The organism is Paractinoplanes deccanensis (assembly GCF_016862115.1).
GTDB classification, from domain to species: Bacteria; Actinomycetota; Actinomycetes; order Mycobacteriales; family Micromonosporaceae; genus Actinoplanes; species Actinoplanes deccanensis.
Window position 1 is genome coordinate 17,413 of sequence record NZ_BOMI01000102.1, and the last position, 26,940, is coordinate 44,352.

The following is a 26,940-nucleotide window of genomic DNA, read 5'->3' on the forward strand; positions in this document are numbered from 1 at the left end:
CGACATCCACGAGCAGCCCGGTTCGCCGCCGCTGGCGCGCACCACCCTCGACCGGGCGGCGCACCGCCGTACCGATGAGGCCTGGCTCGCCGACGCCTGGCAGCGCGGCCTCGTGCTCGTGGTCGACCTGGCCAAGGGTGGCCGCGCGCTGGTCAAGGACAACGCCCTGGTGCTCGTCCCCTCGGCGGAGGCGCCCGAGGGCGAGCACTGGTTCCTCGGCGTCGACCGTGACGGCACCCCGCTCTGGACCATCGACACGGCGCTGCCCGAGGTCGAGGGCGCCCGCGCGGCGACGCTGCGCGAGGTCGGCCACCTGCTCGACGACCGCGACGCCGGCGTCTTCACCACGGCGGCCGCGCTCGGCAACTGGCACCTGAGCCACAAGTTCTCGCCGCGCACCGGCGAGCCCACCAAGGCGGTCGAGGCCGGCTGGGCGCGGGCGGACACCGACGGCAAGCTCATGTGGCCGCGCACCGACCCGGCCATGATCGTGCTGGTGCACGACGGCGAGCCGGGCCCGCGGGGGCGCTGCCTGCTCGGCCACAACGCCACCTGGGGGGCCGCGCCCGACGGCGGCCTGCGCTTCTCGTGCCTGGCCGGCTACGTCGAGCCGGGGGAGTCGGCCGAGGCGAGCGTCGTGCGTGAGGTCGGCGAGGAGGTCGGGCTGCGGTTGACCTCCTTGCGGTACGCGGGCAGCCAGTCCTGGCCCTACCCGGGCTCGCTGATGCTGGGCTACCACGCGACCGCCGACCCGGCGCAGCCGCTCACCCTCGATCCCGCCGAGATCGACGAGGCGCACTGGTTCACCCGCGACGACATCAAGCGCATGATCGCGGGCGACTATCGCCATCCCGAAACGGGTGTCCCGATGGGCCTGCCGATGCCTTCTTCGATTGCTTTCTATCTCATCGAGAGCTGGCTCGCGCTTTGAAATTCCTCTAATCAGAAAAGTTTTTCGCTTCCTCGGTAACCAGAACACGCGCCAGCCGCGTCTTCGATATACAAAGACCGAGAGGTGGAATTCGATGACGCAGGTGGAAGCGCCCGCTTGGACCCCGATGACGGCGGACGAGCGCGCCCGTTTCGACCGGGACGGCTTTCTCGTCGTGCCCGGGGTGTTGTCGCCCAGTGAGATCGACATCGCCCGCGGGGCCATTCTGGGCGCCTTCGAGCGGGCCGCCCAGCCGGGTGGCCACGGCCTCAGCGCGACCGGCTCGCTGCACCAGCTCTCCGCGGTGACCACCCTGCCCGAGCTGGCGTTCCTGCTCGACCATCCGGTGGCGTTCCGCTACATCTGGTCGCTGCTCGGCTGGAACGTGCACGTCTATCACTCGCACATCGATGTGCATCCGCAGATTCACGAGAAACAGAAGGACTGGTGGCACTGGCACCAGGACGGCGGCCGGCAGAATCGTGAGATCGAGACCGATCCGCGGCCGATGATGTCGGTCAAACTGGCCTATTGGCTGTCCGACGTGAGCGAGCCCGGCCGGGGCAATTTCACCGTGCTGCCGGGCAGCCACAAGACCAACTGGCTGCCCGGGCCGCCGACCCGCGGGGTCCCGTGGCCGCAGCCCGAGGGCGCCATCCAGATCACCGCGAATCCGGGCGACGTGGTGGTCTTCGACCGCCGGCTGTGGCACGCCCGCTCCGACAACTACTCGCCGATCACCCGCGTCGGCGCGTTCTTCGGCTACACGTACCGCTGGATCGCCGGCCGCGACGAGACGGCGGACCTGCCGAACCGCCCGGAGTGGGCCGGCTTCTCCGGCGTGCAGCGCCAGCTGCTCGGTCACGCCGGGGACGGCAGCGGCGACCACGCGTGGGGTCACTTCCCGCAGACCACGCCGCTCTACGGCGTGCTCCGCGAGCAGGGGCTGCTGGACTCCAGCATTCCGGCACTGATTCCGTAGATCCGCATTAACATCCGTATGTGGTACAAAACGGGACATTAGTTCAGACGGCGACGGCGGCGGGCCGGCACGTCCTCGATGCGCTCGGGGAGGAGCACCCGGCGCGGTCGCTGTCCCGGCTGAGCGACTCGCCGGGGGCGGTCCGGCTGCTGCGCGAGCTGTTCACCGTGGCAGTGCGCCGCAGCTTCGTCGGGCGCGACCCGCGAGACGTCACCGGCTACGTGCGTGACCTGCTCGAATACCAGTCGATGCCGACCGGCGGGGCGCTCGCCCGCGAGGCCGAGGCGGTGATCCGCTCCGCGGTCGGCGAGCCCGACCTGGCGTACCGCATCCCGGACCTGCGCCGCTTCGAGCTGATCTGTTACGTCGTGGGTGACCTGGTGCGCCCGCCGGGCATCCCGCCCGCCCACCTGATCGACCTCGTCGAGCAGGCCGAGCGCCGCGCGGAGCGTGCCCGGTGAGCGCCGTCTTCCCGCCCCCGCCGCGGCTCGGCCACCTGCTCCAGGCCGTCTCCCGCCAGGACGTGCCGGCCCGGCTGGGCGCCCCCCTGTCCGACACGGAACGGCGTGTCTGGGAGATCGCTTTCGGTCTCATGGTGCGCCGCCGCTTCCTGACGGACAGCCCGCTCGCCGAGATCGGCCGCAGCGTGGCGACCGCCGTGCACTTCCACGCCGCCGCGGCGCTGCCGGCCCTCGACGCCGAGATGCTGGTGCGCGAGGCGCTCGGCGAGAAGGTGCCGGTCGAGGACATCGACGCGACCGTGCGCTCGGGCGTGCACCTGCTGCTGTCGGCCTCGCTCGCCGACGAGCTGGCAATGACCGACGGCGAGCTCGACGACCTGGTCAAACAGGCCGAAGAACTCGCCGCCCCGATTCCCGAGCCTTCCGGCGAGGAAGACGTCAGCTCGCGCTCAGCGCCGCCAGATGCTCCTTGACCTGGACGATGGACGGGTTGGTCAGCGCCGACCCGTCGTCGAACTTGAGCGTGGGGACCGTCTGGTTGCCGCCGTTGACGCTCATCACGAACTCGGCCGCGGCCGGCTCGCGCTCGATGTCCACGACGTCGTAGGCGATGCCCTCGCGGTCGAGCTGCGACTTGAGGCGGTGGCAATACCCGCACCAGGACGTCGAGTACATGGTCAGCATCGGTCAGGATCCCTTCGGATGGGTCACATGGCACAGCGCCTTCAGCAACAACGTCCCGGGCAGGTGTCATGATTCCCTGTTGTGCTGACTGATGCGGTGCTGGCCGGGCTCGACCCTGAGCAGCGGACGGCGGTGACCGCTCCCGCGGGACCGGTCTGCATCCTCGCCGGCGCCGGCACGGGCAAGACCCGGGCGATCACCCACCGCATCGCGTACCGCACCCTCACCGGCGAGGTGAACCCGCGGCACGTTCTCGCCGTCACCTTCACCGCGCGGGCCGCCGCCGAGATGCGCTCGCGGCTCACCGAGCTCGGCGCGGGCGGCGTCCAGGCGCGCACGTTCCACGCGGCGGCGCTGCGGCAGGTGCGCTACTTCGCCCCGCGGCTGCTCGAGGGCCGGGCGATGCCGGAGCTGCTGGAGAGCAAGGCGCGCGTGGTCGGCCTCGCCGCCGCCCGGGTGGGCGTGCGCGCCGACCGCACCGGCGCCCGCGACCTGGCGAGCGAGATCGAGTGGGCCAAGTCGTCGCTGGTCGAGCCCGGCGAATACCCCGTCGCGGCCACCAAGGCGCTGCGCGAGCCGCCGTTCGAGCCGGCCAAGGTGGCCGAGGTCTTCGCCGCCTACGAGGAGCTCAAGCGGCGGCAGGGCGTGATCGACTTCGAGGACATGCTGCGCGCCGCGGTCTGGGGCATCGAGGAGCACCCGGACGTCGCCGAGCAGATCCGCGCGCAGTACAGGCACTTCGTCGTCGACGAGTACCAGGACGTCAACCCGCTGCAGCAGCGCCTGCTGGAGGCGTGGCTGGGCGGGCGCGACGACCTCACGGTGGTCGGCGACGCCAGCCAGACGATCTACTCTTTCACCGGCGCGACCTCGGCGTACCTCATCGACTTCCCCCGGCAGCGGCGCGACGCCGTCGTGGTCCGGCTGGTGCGTGACTACCGCTCCACGCCGCAGGTGGTCGGCCTCGCCAACGCGGTGATCCGGCAGGCCCGCGGCAGCGAGGCGCGGCTGCGGCTCGAGCTGGTCGGCCAGCGCCCGCCCGGCGCCGAGCCGGAGCTGAAGATCTTCCCGGACGAGACGGGCGAGGCGGCCGCGGTCGCCAAGAAGTGCCGCGACCTGATCGCGGCGGGCACCCCGGCGAGCGAGATCGCGGTGCTCTTCCGGACGAACGCGCAATCCGAGACGTACGAAAAGGCACTCGCCGAGGCCGAGGTGCCGTACGTGGTCCGCGGGGCCGAGCGGTTCTTCGAGCGCACCGAGATCCGGCAGGCGATGATCGCGCTGCGCGCCGCCGTGCGCTCGATCCCGGGGGAGACCCCGCTGGTGCAGGCGGTCGAGGAGGGGCTCGCGGCGACCGGCTGGCAGCGCGGCCATCCGCCGGCCGGTGGCGCCGCGCGCGAGCAGTGGGAGGCGCTGGCCGCCCTGGTCACCCTCGCCGAGGAGTACGCGAAGACGCCCACCCTGGAGCCGATCGGCCAGGCCGGCGCCGTGCAGCGCGACCTCACGCTGGCCGGCTTCAACGACGAGCTGGCCCGCCGCGCCGAGCAGCAGCACGCGCCGACCGTCGCGGGGGTCACGCTCGCCTCGCTGCACTCCGCCAAGGGCCTGGAGTGGGACGCGGTCTTCCTGGTCGGGCTCGCCGACGGCACGCTGCCGACGACGTACGCCAAGACCCCTGAGCAGCTCGAGGAGGAGCGGCGGCTGCTCTACGTGGGGGTCACCCGGGCAAGGCAATACCTCTGGCTCTCGTACGGGCAGACGCGCGCGTCGGGCGGCCGGGCGCGCCGCCCCTGCCGGTTCCTGCCGCAGCTCGAGCGCAACTCGACGACCGAGCGGGCCGGGGACCGGAGTCGGAAACCCGACCGCAGGCGGCCGCAGGTGTCGTCCTGCCGCATCTGCGGTGCCACGCTGCTGGCCGGCGCCGACCGCAAGCTGGGCCGCTGCCCGACCTGCCCGTCGGACCTCGACGAGGATCTCTACGAGCGACTGAAGACTTGGCGCGCGACTATGGCCGAGGAGCTCAGCGTCCCTGCGTACGTGGTGTTCACCGACGCCACGCTGGTGGCCATCGCGGAGCGCCGGCCGAGCACCCCGGCGGAGCTTCTCGCGATCGCCGGGATCGGGCCACGCAAGCTCGGCCAGTACGGGCCCGCGGTGTTCGCTCTGGTGGGCGGCGCGGACCCCGTCGCGGCGGCCTCGGAAAATCTTTGAGAATCAACCCGTTAATTCGTTTGCCCTCGCCGTAGGGGCAGGCATAGCCTCAGGACACAGCTCGCCGAGCAGCAATGTTCGGCGGGATTCACGACACGAGTGCAAGCACATGGAGGAGGTGGCAGACATGGAGATCTTCGAGATGACGATGACGCGACCGTCGATGCCGCTGACCCTTGCCTGCGCTCCGTCCGCTCTCCAGCTCGCTGCCCCGGTGGCTGTGCTGGCTGCCGAGCGGGCTCCGGTGTCGCGGGTGCACCAGGTCTCCGCTCAGGCCGAGCTGAGCGAGCGCGGTCGCATCGAAGGCACCACTGGCAACACCCCTGGGTTCAAGGGCAGCAATGTCTCCATCTCCAAGCGCTACACGGATGGTGGCAGCGGTGTCCCGCCTCGAGGAAGGCCGGTCTGACAGACTCAGACCTCCGGCTCACCTCGAGGCCGCGGAACCCGTAACCGGGATCCGCGGCCTTACTTTTTTGCCGGCTCACCGGCCGGTGCACGACCCGTACGGCGATCCAGAAGATCGATGAGAAGAGAGAGGTGACCGGGCTTTATGAGTCTGGCGCTGGCCCCACTCGACGTGAGCGTCGAGATCGAGGCAAACCTGCCCTGTCGGAAGTTCGACCCGGACCTGTGGTTCTCCGACTCCCCGGCCCAGCTGGAACTGGCCAAGTCGCTCTGCGGGGACTGCCCGCTGCGCGTCGAGTGCCTGGCCGGCGCGGTGGAGCGCAACGAGCCCTGGGGTGTCTGGGGTGGCGAGATCTTCGAGCGCGGTGCCGTGGTTCCGCGCAAGCGGCCGCGTGGCCGTCCCCGTAAGGCCGACGTGGCGCGCGACGCCGAGCTGGCCCACGAGGTCGAGGAGCGGCTCGCCGCGAACGGGCTCGACTCCCGCAACTCCGTCCGCCTGGCGGCATGACATGAACACGAACATCGACCTCCTTACCCGAAAGCCGAGCATCGAGATGCACACGAACGGAACGAAGATGAGACTCCTCCAAGAAGCGTTGTCCCGTGCCCGAATGCGTCGGCCTCAGCGTGACTACACACCTGAGGCACACCGTCCCGCTCGTCGAGTAGCCATGGAGGCCCAGCACCGAGCCTCCCGCGAACTCGGTGGTGGACGCTTCTGATCCGGCGCCACTGAAGAGCTCCACACACAGCAAGAGGCCCGGCCACACGGCCGGGCCTCTTCGTGTCCATCCGGCCGGGCGCCCCCGTCCAGTGAGGGCGCTCTCTTTCCGCTCCTCCTGCTTCGTGGGCCAGGGGCGCCCCTCGCCCCTTCCGTTGTGGGCGAGGCCTGCCCCTTGCCCTTGCCCCGCGCTTTGTGGGCGAGGGTCGCTCTTCCCCTTCCCTTGGCTTCGTGAGCCAGGGGTCACCCTTTCCCCTCACCGTTGGAGCCGTGTCGAGGGAGGGGGATGTGGTGGCGGAACGAGCGCGGATGCAGCAGGCGGCCCACTTCCGCCCTGCGCCGTCTCCCTGCGGACGCCTCCTGCCCTTTCCGGATCCCTTTTGTCGGGTTGTGCGTAGGGAGCGTTTCAAGGGGTGTGGTGGCGAAGCGGACCAAGGTGACGCGGGCGCCTCTTTCCTCCCATCTTTCCCTTCCTGTTCTGACGCACTCTCCGCGAGCAATGTCGAGGCGATGCGTCAGGCGCCCTTCCCGCGCGGAGGTCGTGTCGAGGGGAAGGGTGGGGTGGGATGGGTAGGCGTTCTCCCTTCCCTCTTTCGCGCGGAGGTGCGCGATGAAGACCGCATACTGCCGTTCCTCGTCGCGGAATGCGTTGACGACCGCGCTCGTGCCGCCCGCGCCGGCGGCGAGCGCGACGAGGACGCCGATCAGGACCGTGTCGAGGGAACGGTGGGGTGGGATGCGGTAGGCGCTCTCCCTTTCCTTCTTTCGCGCGGAGGTCGTGTCGAGCGAAGGGTGAGGTGGGATGTGTCAGGCGCCCTCCGGTCCCTCCTCCGCGCGGCGGAAAGGGGTGGGGCGGGATGCGTCAGGCGCCGGCGGAGAGGAAGACCGTGATCGCGGCGGCCAGGTAGGACGGGTCGTCGACGTGGGCCAGCTCGCGGGCCGAGTGCATCGACAGGAGCGGGATGCCGACGTCGAGGGTGGGGATGCCGAGGCGGGCGGCGGTCATCGGGCCGATCGTCGAGCCGCACGGGACGGCGTTGTTCGAGACGAACTCCTGCCACGGGACGCCCGCCTTGGCGCAGGTGCGGGCCCACAGGGCGGCGCCGGTCGCGTCGGTGGTGTAGCGCTGGTTCGCGTTGATCTTCAGGAGGGGGCCGCCGCCGGCGAGTGGGCGGTTGACCGGGTCGTGCTTCTCGGGGCGGTTCGGGTGGACGGCGTGGCCGGCGTCCGAGGAGAGGCACCAGGAGCCGGCGATCGCGCGCGCCAGGGACTCGCGGCTGCCGCCCAGGGCGTACGAGATGCGCTCGAGAAGGTCGGCGAGGAAGGGGCCCGCGGCGCCGGAGCGGCTCTCCGACCCGATCTCCTCGTGGTCGAACGCGGCGAGCACCGCGATGGCGTTGGCCGGCTCGGCGGCGAGCAGGGCGGTGAGGCCGGCGTGCACCGACGAGAGGTTGTCGAGCCGGGCCGAGGCGAAGAGCTTGCCGTCCTGGCCGAAGCGGGCGGGCGCGGCGCTGTCGACCGTGATGATGTCGTATCCGGCGACGGCCTCGCTGTCGATGCCGGCCAGCTCGGCCAGGTGCCCCACGACGTCGGCGTCCTGGGCGGTGCCCACCCCGAAGACCGGCTGGACCTCGCGCTGCCGGTCGGGGGAGAAGCCGTTGTTGAGCTCGCGGTCCAGGTGGATGGCGAGGTGCGGGATGCGGGCGTACGGTCCGGTCCGCACGAGGTGGCTGGTGCCGTCGCGGTGCACGACGCGCCCGGCCAGCTCCAGCTCGCGGTCGAACCACGAGGCGACGATCGGTCCCCCGTACACCTCGACGCCGGCCTGCAGCCAACCGTGGCTGGACAGGGAGGGTTTGGGCTTGAGCTTGAAGCCGGGCGAGTCGGTGTGCGCGCCGAGGATGCGGAACGGGGTGCCGGCGTGCGCGCCCTCGGGCACGGCGAACGCGATCACCGAGCCGTCCCGGACGACGAGCAGTCGGGCGCCCGGGTGTACGTCGTCGCGCCAGTCGGCGGTCTCGTCGAGCGTGCGGTACCCGGCCTCGCCGAGCCGGCGGGCCACCTCGGCGGCCGCATGGTACGAGCTCGGGGAGGCGGAGACGAATGCGGCCAGGTCGTCGATGTGGGCGTTCATGTGCCCATTCTGCTCACCGGGGAGCCGGGCCCGCTCAGCGCACCGGGGCGAACCCCGGAAGCCACTTCTCCAGGATCCCGCGGTAGGGCGCGCACGCCTCGAGCTGGCAGAGCACGCCGATCGAGCCGAGCGTGACCCGGTGGATGAGCAGGTAGGACGGCGGCAGGTTGAGCTTGCGGCTCAGCTGGTAGGCCGGGGAGCGCGGGCTGCTGAGCCGTGTCGCCTCGCCGCGCAGCCAGGCCCGGGTGAACCGGAACTCGTCGACCGCCACGGGCTCGATCATCGGCCGCAGGAAGTCGAGCACGGCCTGGGCGTCGAGCTCGTCGTCGGGCTTGATGAAGCCTTCCTCGCGCAGCCCGTCGGCGACCGCGTCGGCGTCGCCCTCGAGCGCGAGGCGCACCAGCCGCCCGATCGGCTCGGGATGCCCCTCGGGGAGCCGGGCGACCGCCCCGAAGTCGATCACACCGAGCCGGCCGTCGGCCAGGATGCGGAAGTTGCCCGGGTGGGGGTCGGCGTGCAGCAGACCGGCCCGCGCCGGCGCCGAGAAGTGCAGCAGCGCCATCAGCCGGCCCGCCTCGTCCCGCTCCGCCTCGCTGCCGTCGGTGATCACCTTGGCCAGCGGCGTGCCCTCGACCCACTCGGTGACCAGCACCTTGGGCGCCGAGGCGATCACCCGGGGAACGAAGATCTCCGGATCGCCGGCGTACGCGGTGGCGAAGGCGCTCTGCGTCTCGGCCTCCATCGCGTAGTCGAGCTCCTCGGTGATCCGATCGCGGAGCTCGGCCAGCAGCGGCTTGATGTCCATGCCCGGCTGGATGATCTTGAACATGCCGGCGAGGCGGGACAGCTGCTTGAGGTCGGCCAGCAGCGCCTCGCCCGCGCCCGGATATTGCACCTTCACCGCGACGGGCAGGGTCTTGGGCTTGGCGTTCTTGCGCGCCGGCGGCAGCTTCCACACCGCGCGGTGCACCTGCCCGATGCTGGCGGCCGCGGCCGGGCTGTCGTCGAACTCGGCGAACAGCTCCCGCCAGTCCGGCCCGAGCTGCTCGGCGAGCGCCTTGTGCAGGCTGGCCACCGGCATCGGCGGCGCGGCCTCCTGCAGCTTGGTCAGCGCCTGCCTGTACGGGCCGGCCATCTCCTCGGGCATCGCCGCCTCGAAGACCGACAGCGCCTGGCCGAACTTCATGGCGCCGCCCTTGAGCTGCCCCAGCACGCTGAAGAGCTGCTCGGCGGTGCGCTGCTGAATGTCGGCCGAGATGACGTCGGTGGCGATCCCGACGGCCCGCTTGCCCAGCCCCAGAGCCGTCCGCCCCGCGAACCCCAGAGGAAGCGAGGCCAGCTTGGCCGTCCGGGCCGCCGCCCGCCGCGGTATGTCGCTCACCAGATCATTGTGACCGACGCCGCGCCGTTCCTCGGCCCGGCTGGGGACCCTTCGGGCGGCTTGCCCCAAAAGTCCGCTCCGAGTTTCCCGCCGTTGCACAGCTCCTCCGCCAATCGATCACACCTTTCCCCTTGTTTCCCTCGGTCGCGTCGCTGTGCGGCCGCATCTTCCGTCTGGCTCGCCTTCCGCGCTGCCTATCGCTTCACGGCCTCGCCCCCTTGTGGCCCTGCCTTCTTCGGGGCCGCGCCCTTGCCGGGCCGCTTCGCGGGCGGCGCTGTTGGGCGCGTCGCTGCTGCGGGGCTACGAGGAAGCGGGTCGGCGCTCCCCGGCCTGGATCGCCTTCCTGGTGGGCTGCTTCGAGGCCGCGGGGCGGGGGCGTCGCCGGGTGCAGTCGCAGTGGGGGTGCGGAGGCCACGTACGGCGGCGGAAGCTCCCGGCGGAGGTGATCTCGACGGAGGCGCCGAGCGTCTCGGGGATGTCGCCGTCGAGGTAGGCGAGGGCCTGCGCCGTCGCGTAGCCGGTCGCGGCCAGCAGCGTCGTGACCGTGCACGGCTCCGGGACGTCCGTGCGCGGCGGACCGGGCCAGCGCGCGTCGCGATCGAGCCGGTGCAGGTGGAGGCACCCGAGACAGGGTCCGCCCGTCGGCGGGACCAGGGGTCCGATCACCGCGGTGCCCTCGCGGATGGTCACGGCGAGGTGCGCCTGGCGGCGGCCACCGTGCACGGCCGCGAGCAGCGGCGCGGGCTTGTCGTTATCGAGCTGGACCACCAGGGTCGGCCGCATTGTGCGCAGCCGGCGCCGGATGACGCCGGGAGCGACGGCGGCGATGGCGGCGTCGATCGCGTCGTTCCTCGGCAGGCCCTCCGCCCCGGCGCGGAGCGGCCCTCCGACGAGTTCGTCCTTGGTGACGGTGCCGGGCATCTCGGGCGCCACGTGACCGACGCCCGCCTCGGCCAGTGCGACGGCGATGGAGGCGCCGAGGCGGCCGTGCCCGGCGACCACCACGCAGGCCGTCCGCCTGCGGCGCAATGTCGTCGCCGGTGTGGCCCTCCGGCGGAACCGGTGGCCCCGGTCCTCGCCCCGGGTGGCGCGCCACGCCGCGGGGACGTCTCGGCGGTCGCGGAAGGCCAGGGCCGCGGCCTCGCTCACCAGGCGCTGCTGGACGACGCCCTCCGCCGTACGCGGGATGAGGGTGGTGGCCGGAACGGCCAGGCCGGCGACGCGCAGCGACTCCATGAGGGCCCGGGCCTCGGCGGCGGGAATGCCCATCTCGACGGCTCGGAGCAGCACGAGCCGCTCGGGGCGCCGGCCGTCCATCAGGTCGAGGATCTCGGCGGCCCGGGGGTCGGGCAGGCGTAGCAGGACCGCTCCGGCCGGGTCGGCGCCCAGCTGGAGCTCGGTGTCGTCGCGCCAGACTCGGGGAAGCCCGGGGAGGAGGAGGGGGCGGTTCATGGATGACAGCATGTCACCGCGGCGATGCGGAGCGAGTTCGTTGTCCACAGGCCCGTACCGCGTGTGAAGCGGGTTATCCACAAGCCTGGGCAAGTTATCCACAGGCTAGACGGTTGTCCACAACCTCACTCAACGTGCCCGGTTCGATGCGGATATGGCGGTGCGGGGGTAATGCACCGGGGAGGGCGACCTGCCCTCCCCGGGTGGGTGAACAGCCTTGCCATGGGCGCCGAACTGGCCTAAGCCACTTCATGCCCAGGGCGCGCCGGGGTCAGGCCTTGGCCTTGCCCAGGATCCGGTTCACGGTGGTGCCGCAAACCGGGCACTTGCCCTTCGCCATGTTCATGCCGGTCTTCGAGACCTCGACGGTCCCCTGGAAGTCACGCTTCTCCTTGCACTTCACGCAGTAGCCGTTGTACGTGTTGTCGGCCACGGTTCCTCCTCGTCATGTTGTCGGCCGGGGTCGGCCCCGATGCCTGCTGCGGTGACAGGCCGCGACTGGACCGCTCCGCGACCACGTGGATGTGGCCACCCGTCAGGGCCGTCCACTACCCAGGTCAAGCCGGTTCCATGTCAGCGCGGCGCCGCTGGTGTCGGCGCCGACGTGAGTGTGCCGGGAGGAATCGCCCTTTTTGGGAAGTTGTGCCGCAACACGCCGGGGATTGCCGTCAAACGGGCAGAAATAGGACGCTGAGCGCCCTGTAACGGAGTGCGCTAGGTTGGCGTGCGGACACCGATGTTGCGGCAGTGGAAAATTTTTTCGGTAGTACCGGGACGAAGTACACATATCAGGCGGGTGTCATCCGCCGTACTCTTGCGGTGACATGGGTCTCACGGATTAGCGTCTCAACGTGAACCCGAATCTGGGCCGCGCGAGCCGGTAATGGCCCGGACGCGCAAGCCTGTCGTCGAAGTGCGGCGTAGCCAACGCCGGCGTCGCACAGTGTCCGCGTACAGGGACGGCGAGCGCGTCGTCGTGCTCATCCCCGACAGGTTCTCCCGTGCCGAGGAGACCGAATGGGTCGAGCGCATGCTCGCCCGCCTCGCGGCCCGCGAGGAACGCATCCGCCGCACCGACGACGAGCTGCTGGCCCGGGCCCGCCGCCTCACGTCCCGCTACCTCGCCGACCACGCCGCCCGCGTGCAGCCGGCCAGCGTCCGCTGGGTGACCAACCAGAACGGCCGCTGGGGCTCGTGCACTCCCGACGACGGCACCATCCGCATCTCCCACCGCATCCAGGAGATGCCCGACTGGGTGATCGACTACGTGCTCCTGCACGAGCTTTCCCACCTGGTCGTCCCCAGCCACAGCGCCCGCTTCTGGGATCTCGTCAACCGCTACCCCAAGGCCGAACGGGCCCGCGGTTACCTCGAGGGCATCTCCGCCGCCACCGGCCTCGTGCTGGCCGACGACTAGAGCGCGACCACTAGGGTGAAGCCGTGGTGAAACGGCTCGTGGCTGCGCTCCTGGTGCCCGTCGCATGGAGCCCGCCGGGCGTCGAGCTCGCCTCCTGGCGTGCGGCGCTGGCCGAGGACGTGGTCGACCTCCTGGCCCGCCTGGCCCAGGCCGAGGCCGCCATCGCGGCGACCGCGGCCGACCGCGAGCTGGCCGAGGAGATCGCCTGGCCCGGCATGCGGATCTATGAGGTGCCCACGGCCACCTACCTGCCCGTTCTGGCCGCTGCCGCGGCCGACGGGTTCGACCAGGCCGCGGTGATCGCGGCGGACGCCCCCGACCTGCCCGGCATGATCCTCGGCAAGCTCCTGCGTCCGCTCGAGAGCAAGGCTGTCGCCGTGGCCCCCGGCGGACCCGGGAACGGCCTCCTCGGCCTGGCCACGAGCCTGCCCGCCCCGTCCTGGCTGGCCGATCACGACCTCGATGCGGCGACCGCCCAGATCGTCCGCCGTGCTGCTCCCCAGCCCGGCGACGTGAGCTCGACCCCCGAGTGGCGCCGTCTGCGCGGCCCGGCCGAGCTGGCCTCCCTCGACCCGGCCCTCGAGGGCTGGGAGAACACCCGAGCCCTGCTCGGCGGCTGAGACACGGCAGCGGCGAAGCGGCTGAGACACGGCAGCGGCGGAACGGCGAAGGGCTGAACCGCGAGTCACGGCTCAGCCCTTCGAAGGCGCTTCTACTTGTCGTCGCCCTTCGCGGAGTCGTCGCCCTTGTCGAGGTCGTCGAGCTCGCTGATGTCCCAGTCGAGGCTGCCCTGGGCGAAGACCTGCGGGTTGGCGAAGTCCTCGTCGGTGGGCAGCAGGTCGGGGTGACCCCACAGAGCGTCGCGGCCCTGGATGCCGCGGTGCTCGGTGACGGCGGCCCACAGCGCGCCCGCCTCGCGGAGGCGGCGGGGGCGCAGCTCCAGGCCGACCAGGGCGGCGAAGGTCTGCTCGGCGGGGCCGCCCGCGGCGCGACGGCGGCGGAACGCCTCGCCGAGCTGGACGACCGACGGGAGCCGGTCGCCGGCCGCGGAGTCGACGACGTGGCCGACCCAGCCCTCGATCAGGGCCAGCGCGGTCTCGAGGCGCGCGAGGCTCGCCTTCTGCTGCGGGGTGTCCTCGGGCGTGAAGATGCCCTCGAGCGCCATGGCCTGCATCGACTCCGGGTCGGTGGGGTCGACGCGGCTCATCGCCTCTTCGATCGCCTCGCGGTTGACCGTGATGCCGTTCGCGTACGTCTCGACGGCGCTCAGCACGTGCGCCCGCAGCCACGGGACGTGCCCGAAGAGCCGCTGGTGCGCCGCCTCGCGCAGGGCAACGTACAGCCGGACCTGGTCCTCGGGGATCTCGAGACCGTCGCCGTAGGCCTTGATGTTGGCCGGGACGAGCGCGGCCGTGCCGGTCGGGCCGAGCGGCAGGCCGATGTCGCCGGCCGAGAGCACCTCGGCGGCGAGCTGGCCCAGCGCCTGGCCGAGCTGGCCACCGAAGAGGGCGCCGCCGAGCGTCGCGACCATCGACTGCATGGGGCCGAGCTGGGCTTTCGCCTCCTCGGGGACGAGATCGCCCATGGCGCCCACCATGCGGCCCGCGATCGGGTCGCACAGCTTCTTCCAGACGTCGAGGGTGTTGTAGATCCACTCGTTGCGGTTCCAGGCGGCGGCCGTGCGGATGCCGCTCGGGAGCGCGGAGGCGGGGTCGAGCCACAGGTCGGCGAGGCGCAGGGCCTCCTCGACCTGGTTGCGCTCGTACATGTTCACCGCCGGGTCGCCGGACGCGGACAGCTGGCTGGCCGCGACCTGCCGGGCCAGGTCCCAGTTGACCGGGCCGCTGCCGGGGCCGGCGAACATCTGCTGCAGCTGCGCCATGAACTGCTGCATCTGCTGCGGGTCGGAGGGGTCGGGCGGCTGGGCGCCCGGCAGGGAGAAGCCGAACGGGATATCAGGCACGTAGTCAACCGTACGCGGGAAACGCCCGCTCCGGACCGATGGCGGTGTCAGCTCAGAGAGAACTCCGCCTCAGCTCAGAGAGCACTCAGGGAGGGGCGATAGTCTCACGCGCATGAGACGTCGTGGTGTCACGGTAATCCTCGGCGCCCTGATCACCGCCCTGCTGGCAGTCGGTGTCATGGCCGCACCCCTGCCCTATGTCGTGCTGAAGCCCGGTCCGACGGTGAACACGCTCGGTTCGGACAACGGCGCCGAGGTGATCCAGGTGACGGATGCCTCCAAGACCTCGACGTCGGCCGGGCAGCTCCGGCTGACCACGGTGAACGTGCAGTCGCAGGTGGAGCTGGTCTGGGCGATCAGCAGCTGGTTCAACAAGTCCGACGCGGTGGTGCCGCGCGAGCTGATCTATCCGCCCGACAAGTCGGAGAAGCAGGTCGAGCAGCAGAACGCCGAGGAGTGGACGGAGTCGCAGGCCAGCGCCGTCACCGTCGCGCTCAAGAAGCTCGGCTACCCGGTGCTGACCACGGTCAAGAAGGTGACCGACGGCGGCGCCGCGTCCGGCATCCTCCAGGCCGGCGACGTGATCACCGCCGTGGACGGTACGAAGATCACCGAGCCGGGCAGGCTGACCGAGCTGGTCCGCGCCAAGCCGGCGGGCACCACCTTCACCATCTCCTACACGCGAGCGGGCAAGGCGGCGACCGCGAAGGTCACCACCAAGGCCTCCGGTGACGACAAGACGCCGCGGCTCGGCATCGAGATCGGCACCAAGCAGGACGCCCCGTTCAAGGTCAAGATCGATCTCAACAAGATCGGCGGCCCGAGCGCCGGCCTCATGTTCACCCTGGGCATCCTCGACAAGCTCCAGCCGGAGGACCTGACCGGCGGCAAGATCATCGCTGGTACGGGCACCATCAACGACGCCGGCGAGGTCGGCCCGATCGGCGGCATCCCGCAGAAGCTGGTCGGCGCCGAGAAGGCCGGAGCGCAGATCTTCCTGGTGCCCAAGGACAACTGCGCCGAGGCCCTGAAGAACGCGGTGGACGGGCTGCCCATGGCCGAGGTCGCGACCGTGGACGACGCGCTGACCGCCATCAAGACCTTCACCAGCGGCGGCACACCGAAGCCGTGCTCGGCCGCGTGACAGATGTCGTACTGTGAGACACCGGCCCGACTGATTTGTGGAGCCTCCGTTGGTTATGCGAAATAGCCCTCTTCCGAGGATGAGCCGGCGCGGTCGCGTCACCGTCGGCGTCCTGGTCGGGGTCTTCCTTCTTTTCACGCTGCTCGGGTGGGGCATCGACGCGTACACCGATTACCTCTGGTTCAACGAGGTCGACTTCGTCAACGTCTTCTCCGGTGTCCTGCTCACCCGGCTCCTGCTGTTCCTCGCCATCGGCATCGCCGTGGCCGTCATCATCGCCGCCAACCTCTACCTGGCATACCGGTTGCGCCCCCTGCTGCGGCCGCACTCCGCCGAGCAGGCGACCCTCGAGCGCTACCGCATGATCATCGCGCCGCGCCTGGGCACGTGGATCACCGTGATCACCGTCATCATCGGCTTCTTCGCCGGCCTCTCCGCGCAGGGCCGGTGGAAGGACTGGATGCTGTTCCGCAACGGTGGCAGCTTCGGCGTCAAGGACCCGCAGTTCAAGGTGGACATCGGGTTCTACATCTTCGAGTACCCGCTCTGGCGCTACCTGCTCGGCGTGGCGTTCACCGCCGTCGTCCTCTCGGTCCTGGGCGCGCTGGCGGTCCACTACATCTTCGGAGGCGTACGCCTTCAGGGCGTCGGCGACCGCATGACCACCGCGGCCCGGGCCCACCTGACCACGCTGGTCGCGATCTTCGTGCTGCTCAAGGCGGTGGCGTACGTGCTCGACCGGCGCGCGCTGCTGCTCGAGCAGCACGTGTCGCCGGGTCTCTACGGCGCCGGCTACACCGACGTCAACGCGCTGCTGCCGGCCAAGGAGATCCTCGCGTACATCTCCATCGTCGTGGCGATCGCGATCATCGTGTTCTCCAACGCGGGCATGCGCAATCTGGTATGGCCCGGTGTCTCCCTCGCCCTGCTGGCCATCTCCGCGGTCGCGATCGGCGGCATCTACCCGCTCGCGGTGCAGAACTTCTCGGTCAAGCCCAGCCTCGCCGAGAAGGAAGCGCCCTACATCAAGCGCTCGATCGAGGCCACGAGAGCGGCGTTCGGCATCGACAGCACCGAGACGGCGCCGTACCGGGCCAACAACGTGGTCCCGCAGGCCGGGCTGACCAGCGACACGAGCGCCCAGAACGCCCGGCTCGTCGACCCGCAGCTGGTCTCGCAGGCCTTCACCCAGTCGCAGCAGTCCCGCGGCTTCTACGACTTCGGCAAGAAGCTCGACGTCGACCGCTACACGCTCGACGGCAAGACCGCCGACTACGTGGTCGGCGCCCGCGAGATCAACGACGACAAGCTGACCGCCCAGCAGCGCAACTGGCTCAACCGGCACACCGTCTACACCCACGGCTACGGCCTGGTGGCGGCCCCGGCCAACCAGGTCGTCTGCGGTGGTCTGCCCTACTTCGTCTCCGGCTTCCTCGGCGACGACCGCCCGCCGGGCTGCTCCTCGGCCACCGACGAGATCAAGGTCGACCAGCCGCGCATCTACTTCGGCGAGCAGTCCACCGAATACGCGATCGTCGGCCAGGAGGACGCCAACAAGAAGGTCGAGTTCGACCGTCCGCAGGAGGAGAACAACAACGCCGAGGAGCTTTACACGTACGACGGCAAGGGCGGCGTGCCGATCGGCTCCTTCTTCCGCAGGCTCGTCTTCGCGGTCAAGAACACCGAGAGCAACTTCCTGCTCTCCGACGCGGTCAACTCCAAGTCGCGGCTCATGTACATCCGCGACCCGCGCTCGCGCGTCGAAAAGGTCGCGCCGTTCCTGACCATCGACGGCGACCCGTACCCCGCGGTGGTCGACGGCCGGATCACCTGGATCCTCGACGGCTACACGACGGCCAACACCTACCCGTACAGCCAGAAGATCAACCTGGCGAACGAGACGCGCGACGAGCTCACCGGCCAGGGACAGTTCGCCCTGGCCCGCGACGACGTCAACTACATGCGCAACTCGGTCAAGGCGACCGTCGACGCCTACGACGGCACGGTCAAGCTGTACGAGTTCGACGAGAATGACCCGGTCCTCAAGGCGTGGAACAAGGCGTTCGGCGGTGACCTGATCATCCCGAAGGCCGACACGCCGGAATCGCTCGAAGCGCACTTCCGCTACCCGCAGGACCTGTTCAAGGTGCAGCGCAACCTGCTCACCAAGTTCCACGTGACCGACCCGCAGGCGTACTTCTCCGGCCAGGACTTCTGGCAGGTGCCGAACGCGCCGGACTCGCCGTCGAGCAACATCAAGCAGCCGCCGTTCTACCTGAACGTGCAACTGCCTGAGCAGGAACAGACCAGATTCCAGCTGACCGCCGGCGTCACACCGGCCAACCGCGAAAACCTGGCCGCGCTGATCTCCGGCTCGTACGTCGACAACAAGCCCGTGCTCGAAGTGCTCGAACTACCCGACCAGACGGTCATCCCCGGACCGGTCCAGGTCCATCAAAAGATGACCAACAACGCGGCGGTACGGCAGCAGCTCAACCTGCTGTCCAACAATGCCCAGAGTCAGGTCCTGTACGGCAACCTGATCTCCCTGCCGGTCGAGGGCGGCGTCCTGTACGTCGAACCGGTCTACGTGAAGACCGGCAACCAGGACAACGCGGCGCCGCTGCTGCAAAAGGTCCTCATGTCGTACGGCGACGGCGGCACCTACGTGGTCCTCGCCGACAACCTGAAGCAGGGCCTCGAACAGCTGGTCGACCAGGGCAAGAACGCCAGCGCCGGAACGGGCAACAACAACACCGGCAACAACAACACCGGCGACGGCAACACCACGAACCCGCCACCGGCCTCCCTGACCGGCGAGCTCGCCCAGGCCGCCGCGGCCCTCGACACGGCCATCGCCAACGTCAAGACCGCCCAGCAGTCCGGCGACTTCGCCAAGTACGGCGAAGCCCTCCAGCAGCTCGACACGGCAATGACCAACTTCCAGAACGCCCAGAAGGCCGCCACCGGCGCCACACCGAACCCGTCAACCGCGCCCTCGACGGCCCCCTCGGCCACACCCTCAGGCTCGGCAGCACCCTCGCCGACCCCCAGCGGCTGACACACGAAACGCCGGTGGCCCCCCGTGAGGAGGGCCACCGGCACCCGTTTTGCAGGCGAAGGCACGGTTGCGCTAGTGTTAACAGGCCGACGCGGGGTGGAGCAGCTCGGTAGCTCGCTGGGCTCATAACCCAGAGGTCGCAGGTTCAAATCCTGTCCCCGCTACGAGAAAAGTAGGAAAGCCCTGTCCGCGGAGTGCGCGGACGGGGCTTTTTCGTCATACCTACCTGGGGGGCGACCCCCCAGACCCCCACGTTACGGTCGGTTGCGGCTCGGTGGGGGGTCGGCTTTGCTTCGCCTTCGGCTTCGCTGGCCTTGGGTTGTCATCGGTTGTTGGTGGGCTTCTGGGTGGCCTTGCGCTTGCTCTGGGTCTTCCTCGCGAGGATCTCCCTTTGGGTTTGTCCGGCCTGGTGTTGGCTTCGTTTCCTTTGATGTCTGCCGGGTGGCTTCTGGGTTCGGTGTTCTGGCCTTGTTGGACTTGCCGTGCCTTTGCTGTTCGGCCGTTTCGCTGTCTGGCCCTTCGGCTGTTTGGCCTGGCTGGCAGTTGGGTCTTCTCATCCCCGCGCCTTTCTGCCCTCCCGTCCTCGCGCCTTTGCCTTCCCGTCTCCTGCTTCCCTGCCTTTGCGTTCTCGCGCCTTCCGGTCCTCGCGTCCGCGCGCCTTCCGGTCCTCGCGTCCACGCGCCTTCCCGCCTTCCCGCTTTCGCGTGCTCGGGCCTCCGCGTCTTCGCGTCCGCGCGCCTTCCGGTCCTCGCGTCCTCGCGCCTTCCCGCTTTCGCGTGCTCGGGCCTCCGCGTCTTCGCGTCCTCGCGCCTTCCGGTCCTCGCGTCCTCGCGCCTTCCCGCCTTCCCGCCTTCCCGCTTTCGCGTGCTCGGGCCTTCCCGTCTTCGCGTGCTCGCGCCTTCCCGTCCTCGCGTGCTCGCGCCTTCCCGTCCTCGCGTTTTCGCGCCTTCGCGTTCTCGCGTCTTCGCGCCTTCCCGTCCTCCCGCCTTCCCGTCCTGCCTCCCCGTGCTCCCGCCTCTCTGGCCTTTCGCCTTCCCGGCGTTCTGGTCCTTCGGGTGGGGCGTTGTGCCTGGTCTCGTGGGTTTCCGCTGTCTTGCCTCTGGGCCGGGGCGGGGGTGGGTGGGCGCGGGGTTAGGGGGCGGGGTAGGGTTAATGGGCCGACGCGGGGTGGAGCAGCTCGGTAGCTCGCTGGGCTCATAACCCAGAGGTCGCAGGTTCAAATCCTGTCCCCGCTACAAAGTGAGAAAGCCCTGTCCGCGAGTTTGCGGGCAGGGCTTTTTGCATGGCTGCGCGGGGGCGACGGGCGCCGCCGCCAGGGTCCGACTTGGCGGAGGGGCGGCTGCGGCCGGATCGGCCGGATGCGGCTGTTGACCCCGGTGCGGTGGCGGCGCCGGCGGTGGCGCCGGGGGTGGCGGCCGGCAAGGTCATTGGCGGCGTGCTTCTGATCAAGTTGCGCGTTTTGTTCTCCCATGTCGGGCTGCTTGGTCGGCGGGGCGGGTGCTTCACGGGCGTCGATGTGAGGGTGGGGAAACTCGCCGGTAACTTTTCGACGTTTGTCTATTGCATTGTGGATCTCCTGGCCGTTAGCGTCTCGGCTCAACATCGGGGCGTGGCTGTGTGCGACGGTTTCCGCACGGCCGGTACGGGGGTGGGGTCGTGGCTGTTGGCGTGCGCTCGAAACTGTTTCGCAGACGTGGGGGGCGGGCTGTCTGGGGCACGACGGTGGGGGCCGTTGTCGCCCTGGGGATGTCGCTCCTCTCCGTACCGCCGGCTCATGCCGCTGTGGACTGGAACCTCGGCAACACGGGGGCGTCGCAGATCAGCGACCTCAACGCGGAGGCGTCGGGGATCGTCCGCAACGACGGGCTGGGCAAGTGCCTCGATGATCTGAACGGCAACACGGCCAACGGCGCCGCGGTCGTCTCGTCGGCCTGTAGCGGGGCGGCGGCGCAGAACTGGAGCTACAACCGGTTCACCAGTCTCTGGGACGGCGGGACGATCCGGCCGGTCGCCAACGCCACCAAGTGCCTGAGCATCACCAGCACGAACGGCGGCGCGGCCCAGTCGATCGCGATCGGCGGCACGGTGCAGATGCTGCTGACCGAGTCGGGGCAGGTGTGGGCCAAGACCGGCGTCGGGCTGGGCGGCTGGATCAAGGAGCACGACTACAACGCTCACGAGATCGCGGTCGGCTCCGACGGCACGCAGATGATCTCCAAGGGCGGGATCTACGCGCGGAGCAGCATCGGCGCGAACGACTGGGTCTACGAGGGTGGCTCCTCGGTCGACGACATCGCCACCAACGGCGGCGTCCAGATGTATCTGGGCAGCGACGGCACCGTGTACGCCCGCAAGGGCATCGGCGACTCGACGGGCTGGACGGCGGAGAGCGCCCCGGGCGCCAAGGCGATCGCCGTCGGCTCCGACGGCACGCAGATGATGATCGGCAGCGACGGCGCCGTGTACGCGCGGTCGAGCATCGGCAACTCCGCCGGCTGGGTGAAGGAGCTGGCGCCGGGCGCGCAGGCGATCGCCACGAACGGTGGCGTGCAGATGCTGGTCGGCAGCGACGGCTACGTGTACGCCAAGACCGGCATCGGGATGGGCGGCTGGGTCAAGGAAAGCACGATCACCGCCACCGACCCGGACTTCGACACCGCGATCGCTGCCGGTTCGGACGGCACGCAGGTGATGCGTGGCTCGGACGGCTTCGTGTACGCCAAGAAGGGCGTCGGTGCGGGCGGCTGGACCAAGGAGGTGTCGGCGCCCTCGTCGCCGGGCTTCGGTGACTCGCTGGCCGCCGGCGCGGGTGGCCTGCACGCCGTCGTGCTGAGCAACGGCTTGATCGCCGCGCGGACCGGCATCGGCACCGCCTTCACCACCGAGACCGACCTGACGACCGAGAAGGACAGCGGCCGCCCGGTCCAGATGTACGACTGCCAGGAGGGCTGGGACAACCAGGAGTGGCTGTTCCGGTACAACAAGACCGGTAGCATCGAGCTCGCCAACCCGGCGTCGAACCGCTGCGTGGACACCCCCAACTCGTCCACCGCCAACAATGTGGCGCTGTGGATCTACGCGTGCAACGGCAGCGACGCGCAGCGGTTCATCCCGCCGACCCGGCCCACCGCGCCGACCGGGCCGATCACCAACAGCCTGATGAACAAGTGCGCCGTCCCGGCGTCCACGACGGCCGCGCCGGCCGCCGGCACCGGGGTCGTGCTCTACGGCTGCGGCGTCGGCTACTCGACCGGGCCGGTGATCCCGTGGCGGCTCAACACCGACGGCTCCCTGGGCGCGGGCGGGATGTGCCTCGGCCTGAACGGCGGAGAGACCGCCACCGCGAACGGCACGCTGACCGCGGTGGCGAAGTGCGCCGGCACGCTGGACCAGCAGTGGGCGGTGGCCTGGGACACGAGCGGGCGGCCGCGGCTGCTGAACCCGAACTCCGGCCGCTGCCTCGACGTACCCAACTCGACGACGACGAACGGCACCCAACTCCAGATCTACACCTGCAACAACACCAACGCCCAGGTCTGGAACATCCCGCACGCCGGGCGCACGTTCGCCGGCCCGGCCACCGCCACGACGTCGGTGATCCCGCCGGGCACCGGGTGGGAGCGGCGCGCCGCGCTTCAGGACGCGGAGCTCGTCCGGACGAACCGCGCGCGCATCGCGCTGGTGCTGCACGCCGGCGGCAGCAAGGTCCGGGAGGCGGCCGCCACGACGCTGGCCGGCCCGGACGAGCCGCTGAACATGTCGTGGTCGAGCTGGACCGACCAGAGCTGGCTGGCCGAGTGGTATCACGGCGAGAGCGGCCCGCTCGGCGAGGACGTCGCGGCGGCGCAGGTCGCCGACCAGGCGAGGGCCCAGCGTGAGCTCGGGCGCTCGAAGTTCCTGAGCGGCTACCCGATGTCCGGCTACGGCTCGCTTCCCGACTACGACACGGACGTCACCGACTTCATGTCGGAGAGCTCGACCTATTGGACCGCGACCAACGCCATCCACGCCGACCTGCCGATGCCGAAGGCGGAGCCGGCCGCGCAGGCCAAGGTGCGCGAGATCGCCGAGCGCCGCGCGGCCGCCGACCCGGCCAACGCGTCGGACTGGAGCTGGTACTCGCGCAAGGCGATCGAGGGCTCGGCCGACGACGTGCGGCGCTTCATCCAGTACGACGGATGGCCGACGGTCGCGCCGGAGCCGGGCACCCCGGAGTTCCGGGTCGAGGTCGAAGCGGTCAAGACCCGGTGGGCGCAGGGCGACCCGTCCAACCCGCTGGACCCGGAAGAGGTCCTCTACGACGTGGTGGAGACGGCCTGGGCCGAGTGGCAGGCCGAGGTCAACACGCAGGCGCAGCAGCGCGCGAACATCCTCGCCGCCGAGCTTCAGGGGCTGGAGGCGCTCAAGGCCAGCGCCGAGACGATGCACGACGGCCTCGGCTACGCCTGGACGGCGCGCGGCATCCTGTGGGCCCAGGACCAGAAGACGAAGTATCCGTCCGACTGGTCCGACGTGGACATGACGGCCGCGCCGAAGAACCTCAACCTGATCAAGGCGAAGGTCGCCGCGCTGGCGGAGGCCGCGAAGAACGAGGCGGCGGTCGCGAAGGAGGCCGCGGACAAGGCGGTCGCCGCGCGCGACGCCGCGTACACGATCGCCACCACCGGCGGGCTCCCGGCCGGGCGCGGGCTGACGTACACGCAGCAGTCGGCGCAGATCGCCCAGGCCGCGGCGGCCGCGACCCAGGCCACCGCGAACGCCATGCAGACCGTGGTGGCCGCGACCAACGCGACGCTGGCCAACTCGGCGACCCTGCTCGCGAACGCCAGCGCCCAGGCGCACGCCGCCCGGGCCCTCTACCTGCGGCAGTCCGCACAGGACAGTGCGGCGAACGCGGCCCGGCTGGCCGCCCAGGCCCAGCAGCAGGCGACCGCCGCGGCCAACGCGGCCGCCAAGGTCGCGGCGGACAAGGCGAAGATCGCGGTCGTCGAGGCGAACGCCAAGACGGCCTTGGCCAAGGCCGAGGCGGCCGCCGCGGACGCGGCCAAGCAGCAGAAGATCGCGGCGGACGCCCGGGCGACGGCCGAGGCCGAGCGGCAGAAGGCGGCGGCGGCGAACGCGGCCGCCCAGCAGCAGGCCGCGATCGCCGAGTCGAAGAAGAACGAGGCGCAGGCCGCCGCGGCGCGCGCCAACGCCGACGAGGCGGCCGCGAAGCAGGCCGAGTCCGACGCCGCCGCCGCGCGGTCACGGGCGGACGCCGCCCGCAAGACGCTGGACAAGGCGATGGCCGAGGCGGCCGTCGCGGACGCCCGGGCGGCGGCCGCGCAGGGATCGGACGCCGCTGACGAGGCCGAGGCGGAGGCGCGGACCGCCCGGGCCGCCGCCAATGCGGCAGGTGTCGCCGCGGACAACGCGAACCAGCAGGCGGTCGCCGCGGAGCGGGCCGCGGGCCGGGCACGAGCCGCGGCCACCGTCGCGCGGGCGGCCTCGGACCGGGCCTACGCCGACGTCACCAAGGCGGAGGCGGCGGCCACCCAGACCCGGGCCGCCTCGGTGAAGGGCCACGCGCTCGCCGCCGACGCGATCCGGAACGCCCGGGAGTCGGCGAGTTACGCGGCCGCGGCCCGGCAGACGGCCGCGGAGGCGAAGCAGGAGGCCGCCGACGCGAGAGCGGCGGCGATCGCGGCGAAGCAGGAGGCCGCCGCCGCGCTGGCCGACAGCGCCGTGGCGATCGGCCAGGCGGTGGCGACCGGTCAGGCGGCGCAGGAGGCCGCCGCGGCGGCGGCCAAGGTGGCCGCACCCGCGGACACGGCGATCGGGCTGGCCGACCCGTGGGCGACCACGGACTCGGCGGCCGGCCTGGCGGTGCTGAGCTCGCAGGCGGCGAAGAGCATCGCCGAGGCGCAGGCCAACGTCGCCGCGGCGCAGGCCACGAACGCGGCGGCGCTCGCTGTCGCGGCCCAGCAGGCCGCGGATCGGGCGCAGGGTGACGCGAAGCTGGCCGCCCAAGCGGCGGCGGAGGCGGCGGTGTCGGCGTCGAAGGCGGCGGCCTCGGCGGCCGCGGCGACCAAGTCCGCCGCGCAGGCGGCCGCGGACGCCAAGGCGACCCAGCAGGCGTCCGCCCGCATCGACGAGATGGACGCCAAGGCGCAGGCCGCAGTCGAACGGGCCCGGGCCTCGGCGGCGGCCGCGGACGCCGACGCCTCGGCAGCCGAGGCGGCGGCCGACGACGCGGAACGCGACGCCGACTCGGCCCGCGGCGCTGCCGACGACGCGGCGGCCGACGCGTACTTCGCGGACCTGTTCGCCGACGACGCGGAGGCCTCCGCGGTGGCGGCACGCGAGGCCGCCGACAACGCGGAGGCGTCGGCGGACGCCGCGCAGGCCGCGCTCACCGCGATCAACCAGGCGCTCGCCGGCAGCCCGCAGTCGCCCGGCGATCTCGCCGGTCCCGGCTCCGACGCCGTCGCGACCTCGCTCGACAACGTCTACATGGTGACGGTCCAGACCGGCTACAGCTTCGACCCTACGAGCGACTGCGTCGGCACGGGCGGCTGCGACGTCACCGGCAACTACCGCTCGCAGGGCTACTACGTCTATCTGCTGGCGAGCTGTGTCACGCCGAGCGCGGACCCGAACGTCTGCATCAACACCGGCAGCGGGCCGCAGGTCGTGCTCGACGAGCTGATGACCGAGCCGTTCGACGTCACCACCCCCGCGAAGATTCACATCACCCAGCAGGAGTTCCTCGAGCAGACGATCCGGGCGCTGCCGGGCATCCTGTTCGGCGAGTTCATCGGCTGCTACAAGAAGTTCGCGGGCACCGGCGGCAGCTGGATGGACTGCGGCTTCGTCGCCGCCGAGCTGGTTCTGCCCTTCGCGCTCAAGGGTGTCGCGCTCGCGGTCAAGGAACTGCGCGTCGCGATGTGGGCGTACAACGTGGGCGGGATCGACGCGGCGCTCGTGATGCTGCGGGCCTCCGCGATCAACGTGCGGACCCTGGCCAAGCTCGAAGCGGCGGCGATGGCGGCGCGGTCGCGGGCCATCCTCGAAGGACTGAACTCCTGCCTCGCCACCGGCCACAGCTTCGCGGCCGGCACCAAGGTGCTGATGGCCGACGGCAGCGTCAAGCCGATCGAGGACGTCCGGGTCGGCGACTGGGTGCGCAACGCGGAGCCCGGCGGCGGGCTCCAGGCACACCAGGTCACCGAGCTGCACGTCACCACCACCGACACCGCGTTCACCGAGCTGACCGTGGCCGGCTCGGTGCGGCGGACCGTCATCACCGGTACGCAGAACCACCCGTTCTACGACGTGGCGCGCGGCGAGTTCGTGGAGGCCGGGCGCCTGGCGGCCGGGGACCGGCTGCTGTCCGACGGCGCCGAGGCGGTCACCGTTCTGGCGGTCCGCGACTACGCCGGCTCGATGACGACGTACGACCTGTCGGTCCGCGACGTGCACACCTATTTCGTGGCCAACGGCGGGCTGCCGGTGCTCGTGCACAACGCCTGCCCGGTGGTCCAGGCGGTCAAGAAGGTTGCCGGCCTGCGGTCCGGGCTCTGGGACAACAAGACCGGCTCGGACGGGCTGACCATCGAGAACGCGCTCGGCGGCAACCTCAAGGCCGGCCACCCGTTCATCGACAGCTACGACTCGGCGACCAGGACCGGGACCAGTATCAAGAGCATCGACTGGCGGGGCGACAGCTACGACACGCCGGGCCGGTTCAAGAGCGCGGTCAAGCAGCTCATCAACAAGCTGGACGAGGGCAAGCGCGTCGACGACGGCTGGACTCTCTCGCCGCAGTACAAGCGGGGTGACATCGACAACTGGGTGCTGCGCGTCGCGTACCCGAAGGATCCGCCGCCCGGATACATGGACCGGGTCCTGGAGCTGGTCCCGTACGCCGAGGAGAAGGGGATCAAGCTGTTCCTGCACCCGATCGACGGCTGACCAGACGCCGCCCCTGCTCCGGCAGGGGCGGCGTTCC

Annotated in this window: 18 protein-coding genes and 2 tRNA genes; 14 read left to right on the forward strand and 6 right to left on the reverse strand. The window is 70.8% G+C overall.

Annotated features, from left to right (window positions below; translation table 11 throughout):
• The first annotated feature begins 4 nt into the window (after positions 1-4).
• From nudC to Ade02nite_RS25550, 4 genes are all read left to right on the forward strand, one after another.
• On the forward strand, positions 5-931 hold the full coding sequence (gene nudC, locus Ade02nite_RS25535; protein ID WP_379038541.1) for an NAD(+) diphosphatase: 927 nt from the start codon (positions 5-7) through the stop codon (positions 929-931).
• Positions 932-1,025: 94 nt separating this feature from the next.
• Positions 1,026-1,913: a phytanoyl-CoA dioxygenase family protein gene (locus Ade02nite_RS25540; protein WP_203768947.1), complete on the forward strand. Its 888-nt coding sequence runs from the start codon at positions 1,026-1,028 to the stop codon at positions 1,911-1,913.
• A gap of 20 nt (positions 1,914-1,933) precedes the next feature.
• Positions 1,934-2,374, forward strand: coding sequence for a hypothetical protein (locus Ade02nite_RS25545; protein ID WP_203768949.1), 441 nt, complete (start codon positions 1,934-1,936; stop codon positions 2,372-2,374).
• A complete protein-coding gene (locus Ade02nite_RS25550; protein ID WP_203768951.1) occupies positions 2,371-2,847 on the forward strand; it encodes a hypothetical protein in 477 nt (158 codons plus the stop codon). Before Ade02nite_RS25545 ends, Ade02nite_RS25550 begins: the two co-directional genes overlap by 4 nt.
• Here the strand turns inward: Ade02nite_RS25550 and Ade02nite_RS25555 are convergent.
• A complete protein-coding gene (locus tag Ade02nite_RS25555) occupies positions 2,813-3,058 on the reverse strand; it encodes a mycoredoxin (RefSeq protein ID WP_203768953.1) in 246 nt (81 codons plus the stop codon). The genes Ade02nite_RS25550 and Ade02nite_RS25555 overlap by 35 nt on opposite strands.
• Before the next feature lie 81 nt (positions 3,059-3,139).
• Here Ade02nite_RS25555 and Ade02nite_RS25560 point away from each other — a divergent pair, with 81 nt between their 5' ends.
• From Ade02nite_RS25560 to Ade02nite_RS25570, 3 genes are all read left to right on the forward strand, one after another.
• Positions 3,140-5,269, forward strand: coding sequence for an ATP-dependent DNA helicase UvrD2 (locus Ade02nite_RS25560; protein ID WP_203768955.1), 2,130 nt, complete (start codon positions 3,140-3,142; stop codon positions 5,267-5,269).
• Between the two features lie 127 nt (positions 5,270-5,396).
• Positions 5,397-5,678 (forward strand): hypothetical protein, encoded by a 282-nt coding sequence (locus Ade02nite_RS25565; RefSeq protein ID WP_203768957.1) that lies wholly within the window; start codon positions 5,397-5,399, stop codon positions 5,676-5,678.
• Positions 5,679-5,822: 144 nt separating this feature from the next.
• Positions 5,823-6,185, forward strand: a complete 363-nt coding sequence (locus Ade02nite_RS25570) for a WhiB family transcriptional regulator (RefSeq protein ID WP_203768959.1) — start codon at positions 5,823-5,825, stop codon at positions 6,183-6,185.
• A gap of 1,075 nt (positions 6,186-7,260) precedes the next feature.
• Here Ade02nite_RS25570 and Ade02nite_RS25575 read toward each other — a convergent pair.
• The 4 genes from Ade02nite_RS25575 to Ade02nite_RS25590 all read right to left on the reverse strand — a co-directional run bounded on the left by Ade02nite_RS25575 (position 7,261) and on the right by Ade02nite_RS25590 (position 11,798).
• Positions 7,261-8,532, reverse strand: coding sequence for a M18 family aminopeptidase (locus Ade02nite_RS25575; RefSeq protein ID WP_203768961.1), 1,272 nt, complete (start codon positions 8,530-8,532; stop codon positions 7,261-7,263).
• A gap of 34 nt (positions 8,533-8,566) precedes the next feature.
• Positions 8,567-9,913 carry an ABC1 kinase family protein gene (locus Ade02nite_RS25580; protein WP_203768963.1) on the reverse strand — a complete coding sequence of 449 codons (1,347 nt, stop codon included), beginning with the start codon at positions 9,911-9,913 and terminating at the stop codon, positions 8,567-8,569.
• Positions 9,914-10,213: 300 nt separating this feature from the next.
• Positions 10,214-11,365: a hypothetical protein gene (locus tag Ade02nite_RS25585; protein ID WP_239169042.1), complete on the reverse strand. Its 1,152-nt coding sequence runs from the start codon at positions 11,363-11,365 to the stop codon at positions 10,214-10,216.
• A gap of 271 nt (positions 11,366-11,636) precedes the next feature.
• Complete coding sequence (locus tag Ade02nite_RS25590) at positions 11,637-11,798, reverse strand: DUF5679 domain-containing protein (protein WP_015625326.1); 162 nt, start codon at positions 11,796-11,798, stop codon at positions 11,637-11,639.
• Positions 11,799-12,248: 450 nt separating this feature from the next.
• On the opposite strand from Ade02nite_RS25590, the gene Ade02nite_RS25595 reads away from it, so the two are divergent.
• Positions 12,249-12,782, forward strand: a complete 534-nt coding sequence (locus Ade02nite_RS25595; RefSeq protein ID WP_203768964.1) for a M48 metallopeptidase family protein — start codon at positions 12,249-12,251, stop codon at positions 12,780-12,782.
• A 23-nt stretch (positions 12,783-12,805) separates the two neighbouring features.
• On the forward strand, positions 12,806-13,402 hold the full coding sequence (locus Ade02nite_RS25600; RefSeq protein WP_203768966.1) for a hypothetical protein: 597 nt from the start codon (positions 12,806-12,808) through the stop codon (positions 13,400-13,402).
• Between the two features lie 92 nt (positions 13,403-13,494).
• On the opposite strand, the gene Ade02nite_RS25605 is transcribed toward Ade02nite_RS25600, so the two are convergent.
• On the reverse strand, positions 13,495-14,676 hold the full coding sequence (locus Ade02nite_RS25605; RefSeq protein ID WP_239169044.1) for a zinc-dependent metalloprotease: 1,182 nt from the start codon (positions 14,674-14,676) through the stop codon (positions 13,495-13,497).
• 181 nt (positions 14,677-14,857) lie between these two features.
• Here Ade02nite_RS25605 and Ade02nite_RS25610 point away from each other — a divergent pair, with 181 nt between their 5' ends.
• The 5 genes from Ade02nite_RS25610 to Ade02nite_RS25630 all read left to right on the forward strand — a co-directional run bounded on the left by Ade02nite_RS25610 (position 14,858) and on the right by Ade02nite_RS25630 (position 26,903).
• Complete coding sequence (locus tag Ade02nite_RS25610; RefSeq protein ID WP_203768970.1) at positions 14,858-15,889, forward strand: YlbL family protein; 1,032 nt, start codon at positions 14,858-14,860, stop codon at positions 15,887-15,889.
• 79 nt (positions 15,890-15,968) lie between these two features.
• Positions 15,969-18,950, forward strand: coding sequence for a UPF0182 family membrane protein (locus Ade02nite_RS25615; RefSeq protein ID WP_203768972.1), 2,982 nt, complete (start codon positions 15,969-15,971; stop codon positions 18,948-18,950).
• Positions 18,951-19,040: 90 nt separating this feature from the next.
• Positions 19,041-19,114, forward strand: a tRNA-Met gene (locus tag Ade02nite_RS25620).
• A 997-nt stretch (positions 19,115-20,111) separates the two neighbouring features.
• Positions 20,112-20,185, forward strand: a tRNA-Met gene (locus Ade02nite_RS25625).
• Between the two features lie 547 nt (positions 20,186-20,732).
• Positions 20,733-26,903 (forward strand): ricin-type beta-trefoil lectin domain protein, encoded by a 6,171-nt coding sequence (locus tag Ade02nite_RS25630; protein ID WP_203768974.1) that lies wholly within the window; start codon positions 20,733-20,735, stop codon positions 26,901-26,903.
• Positions 26,904-26,940: the final 37 nt, after the last annotated feature.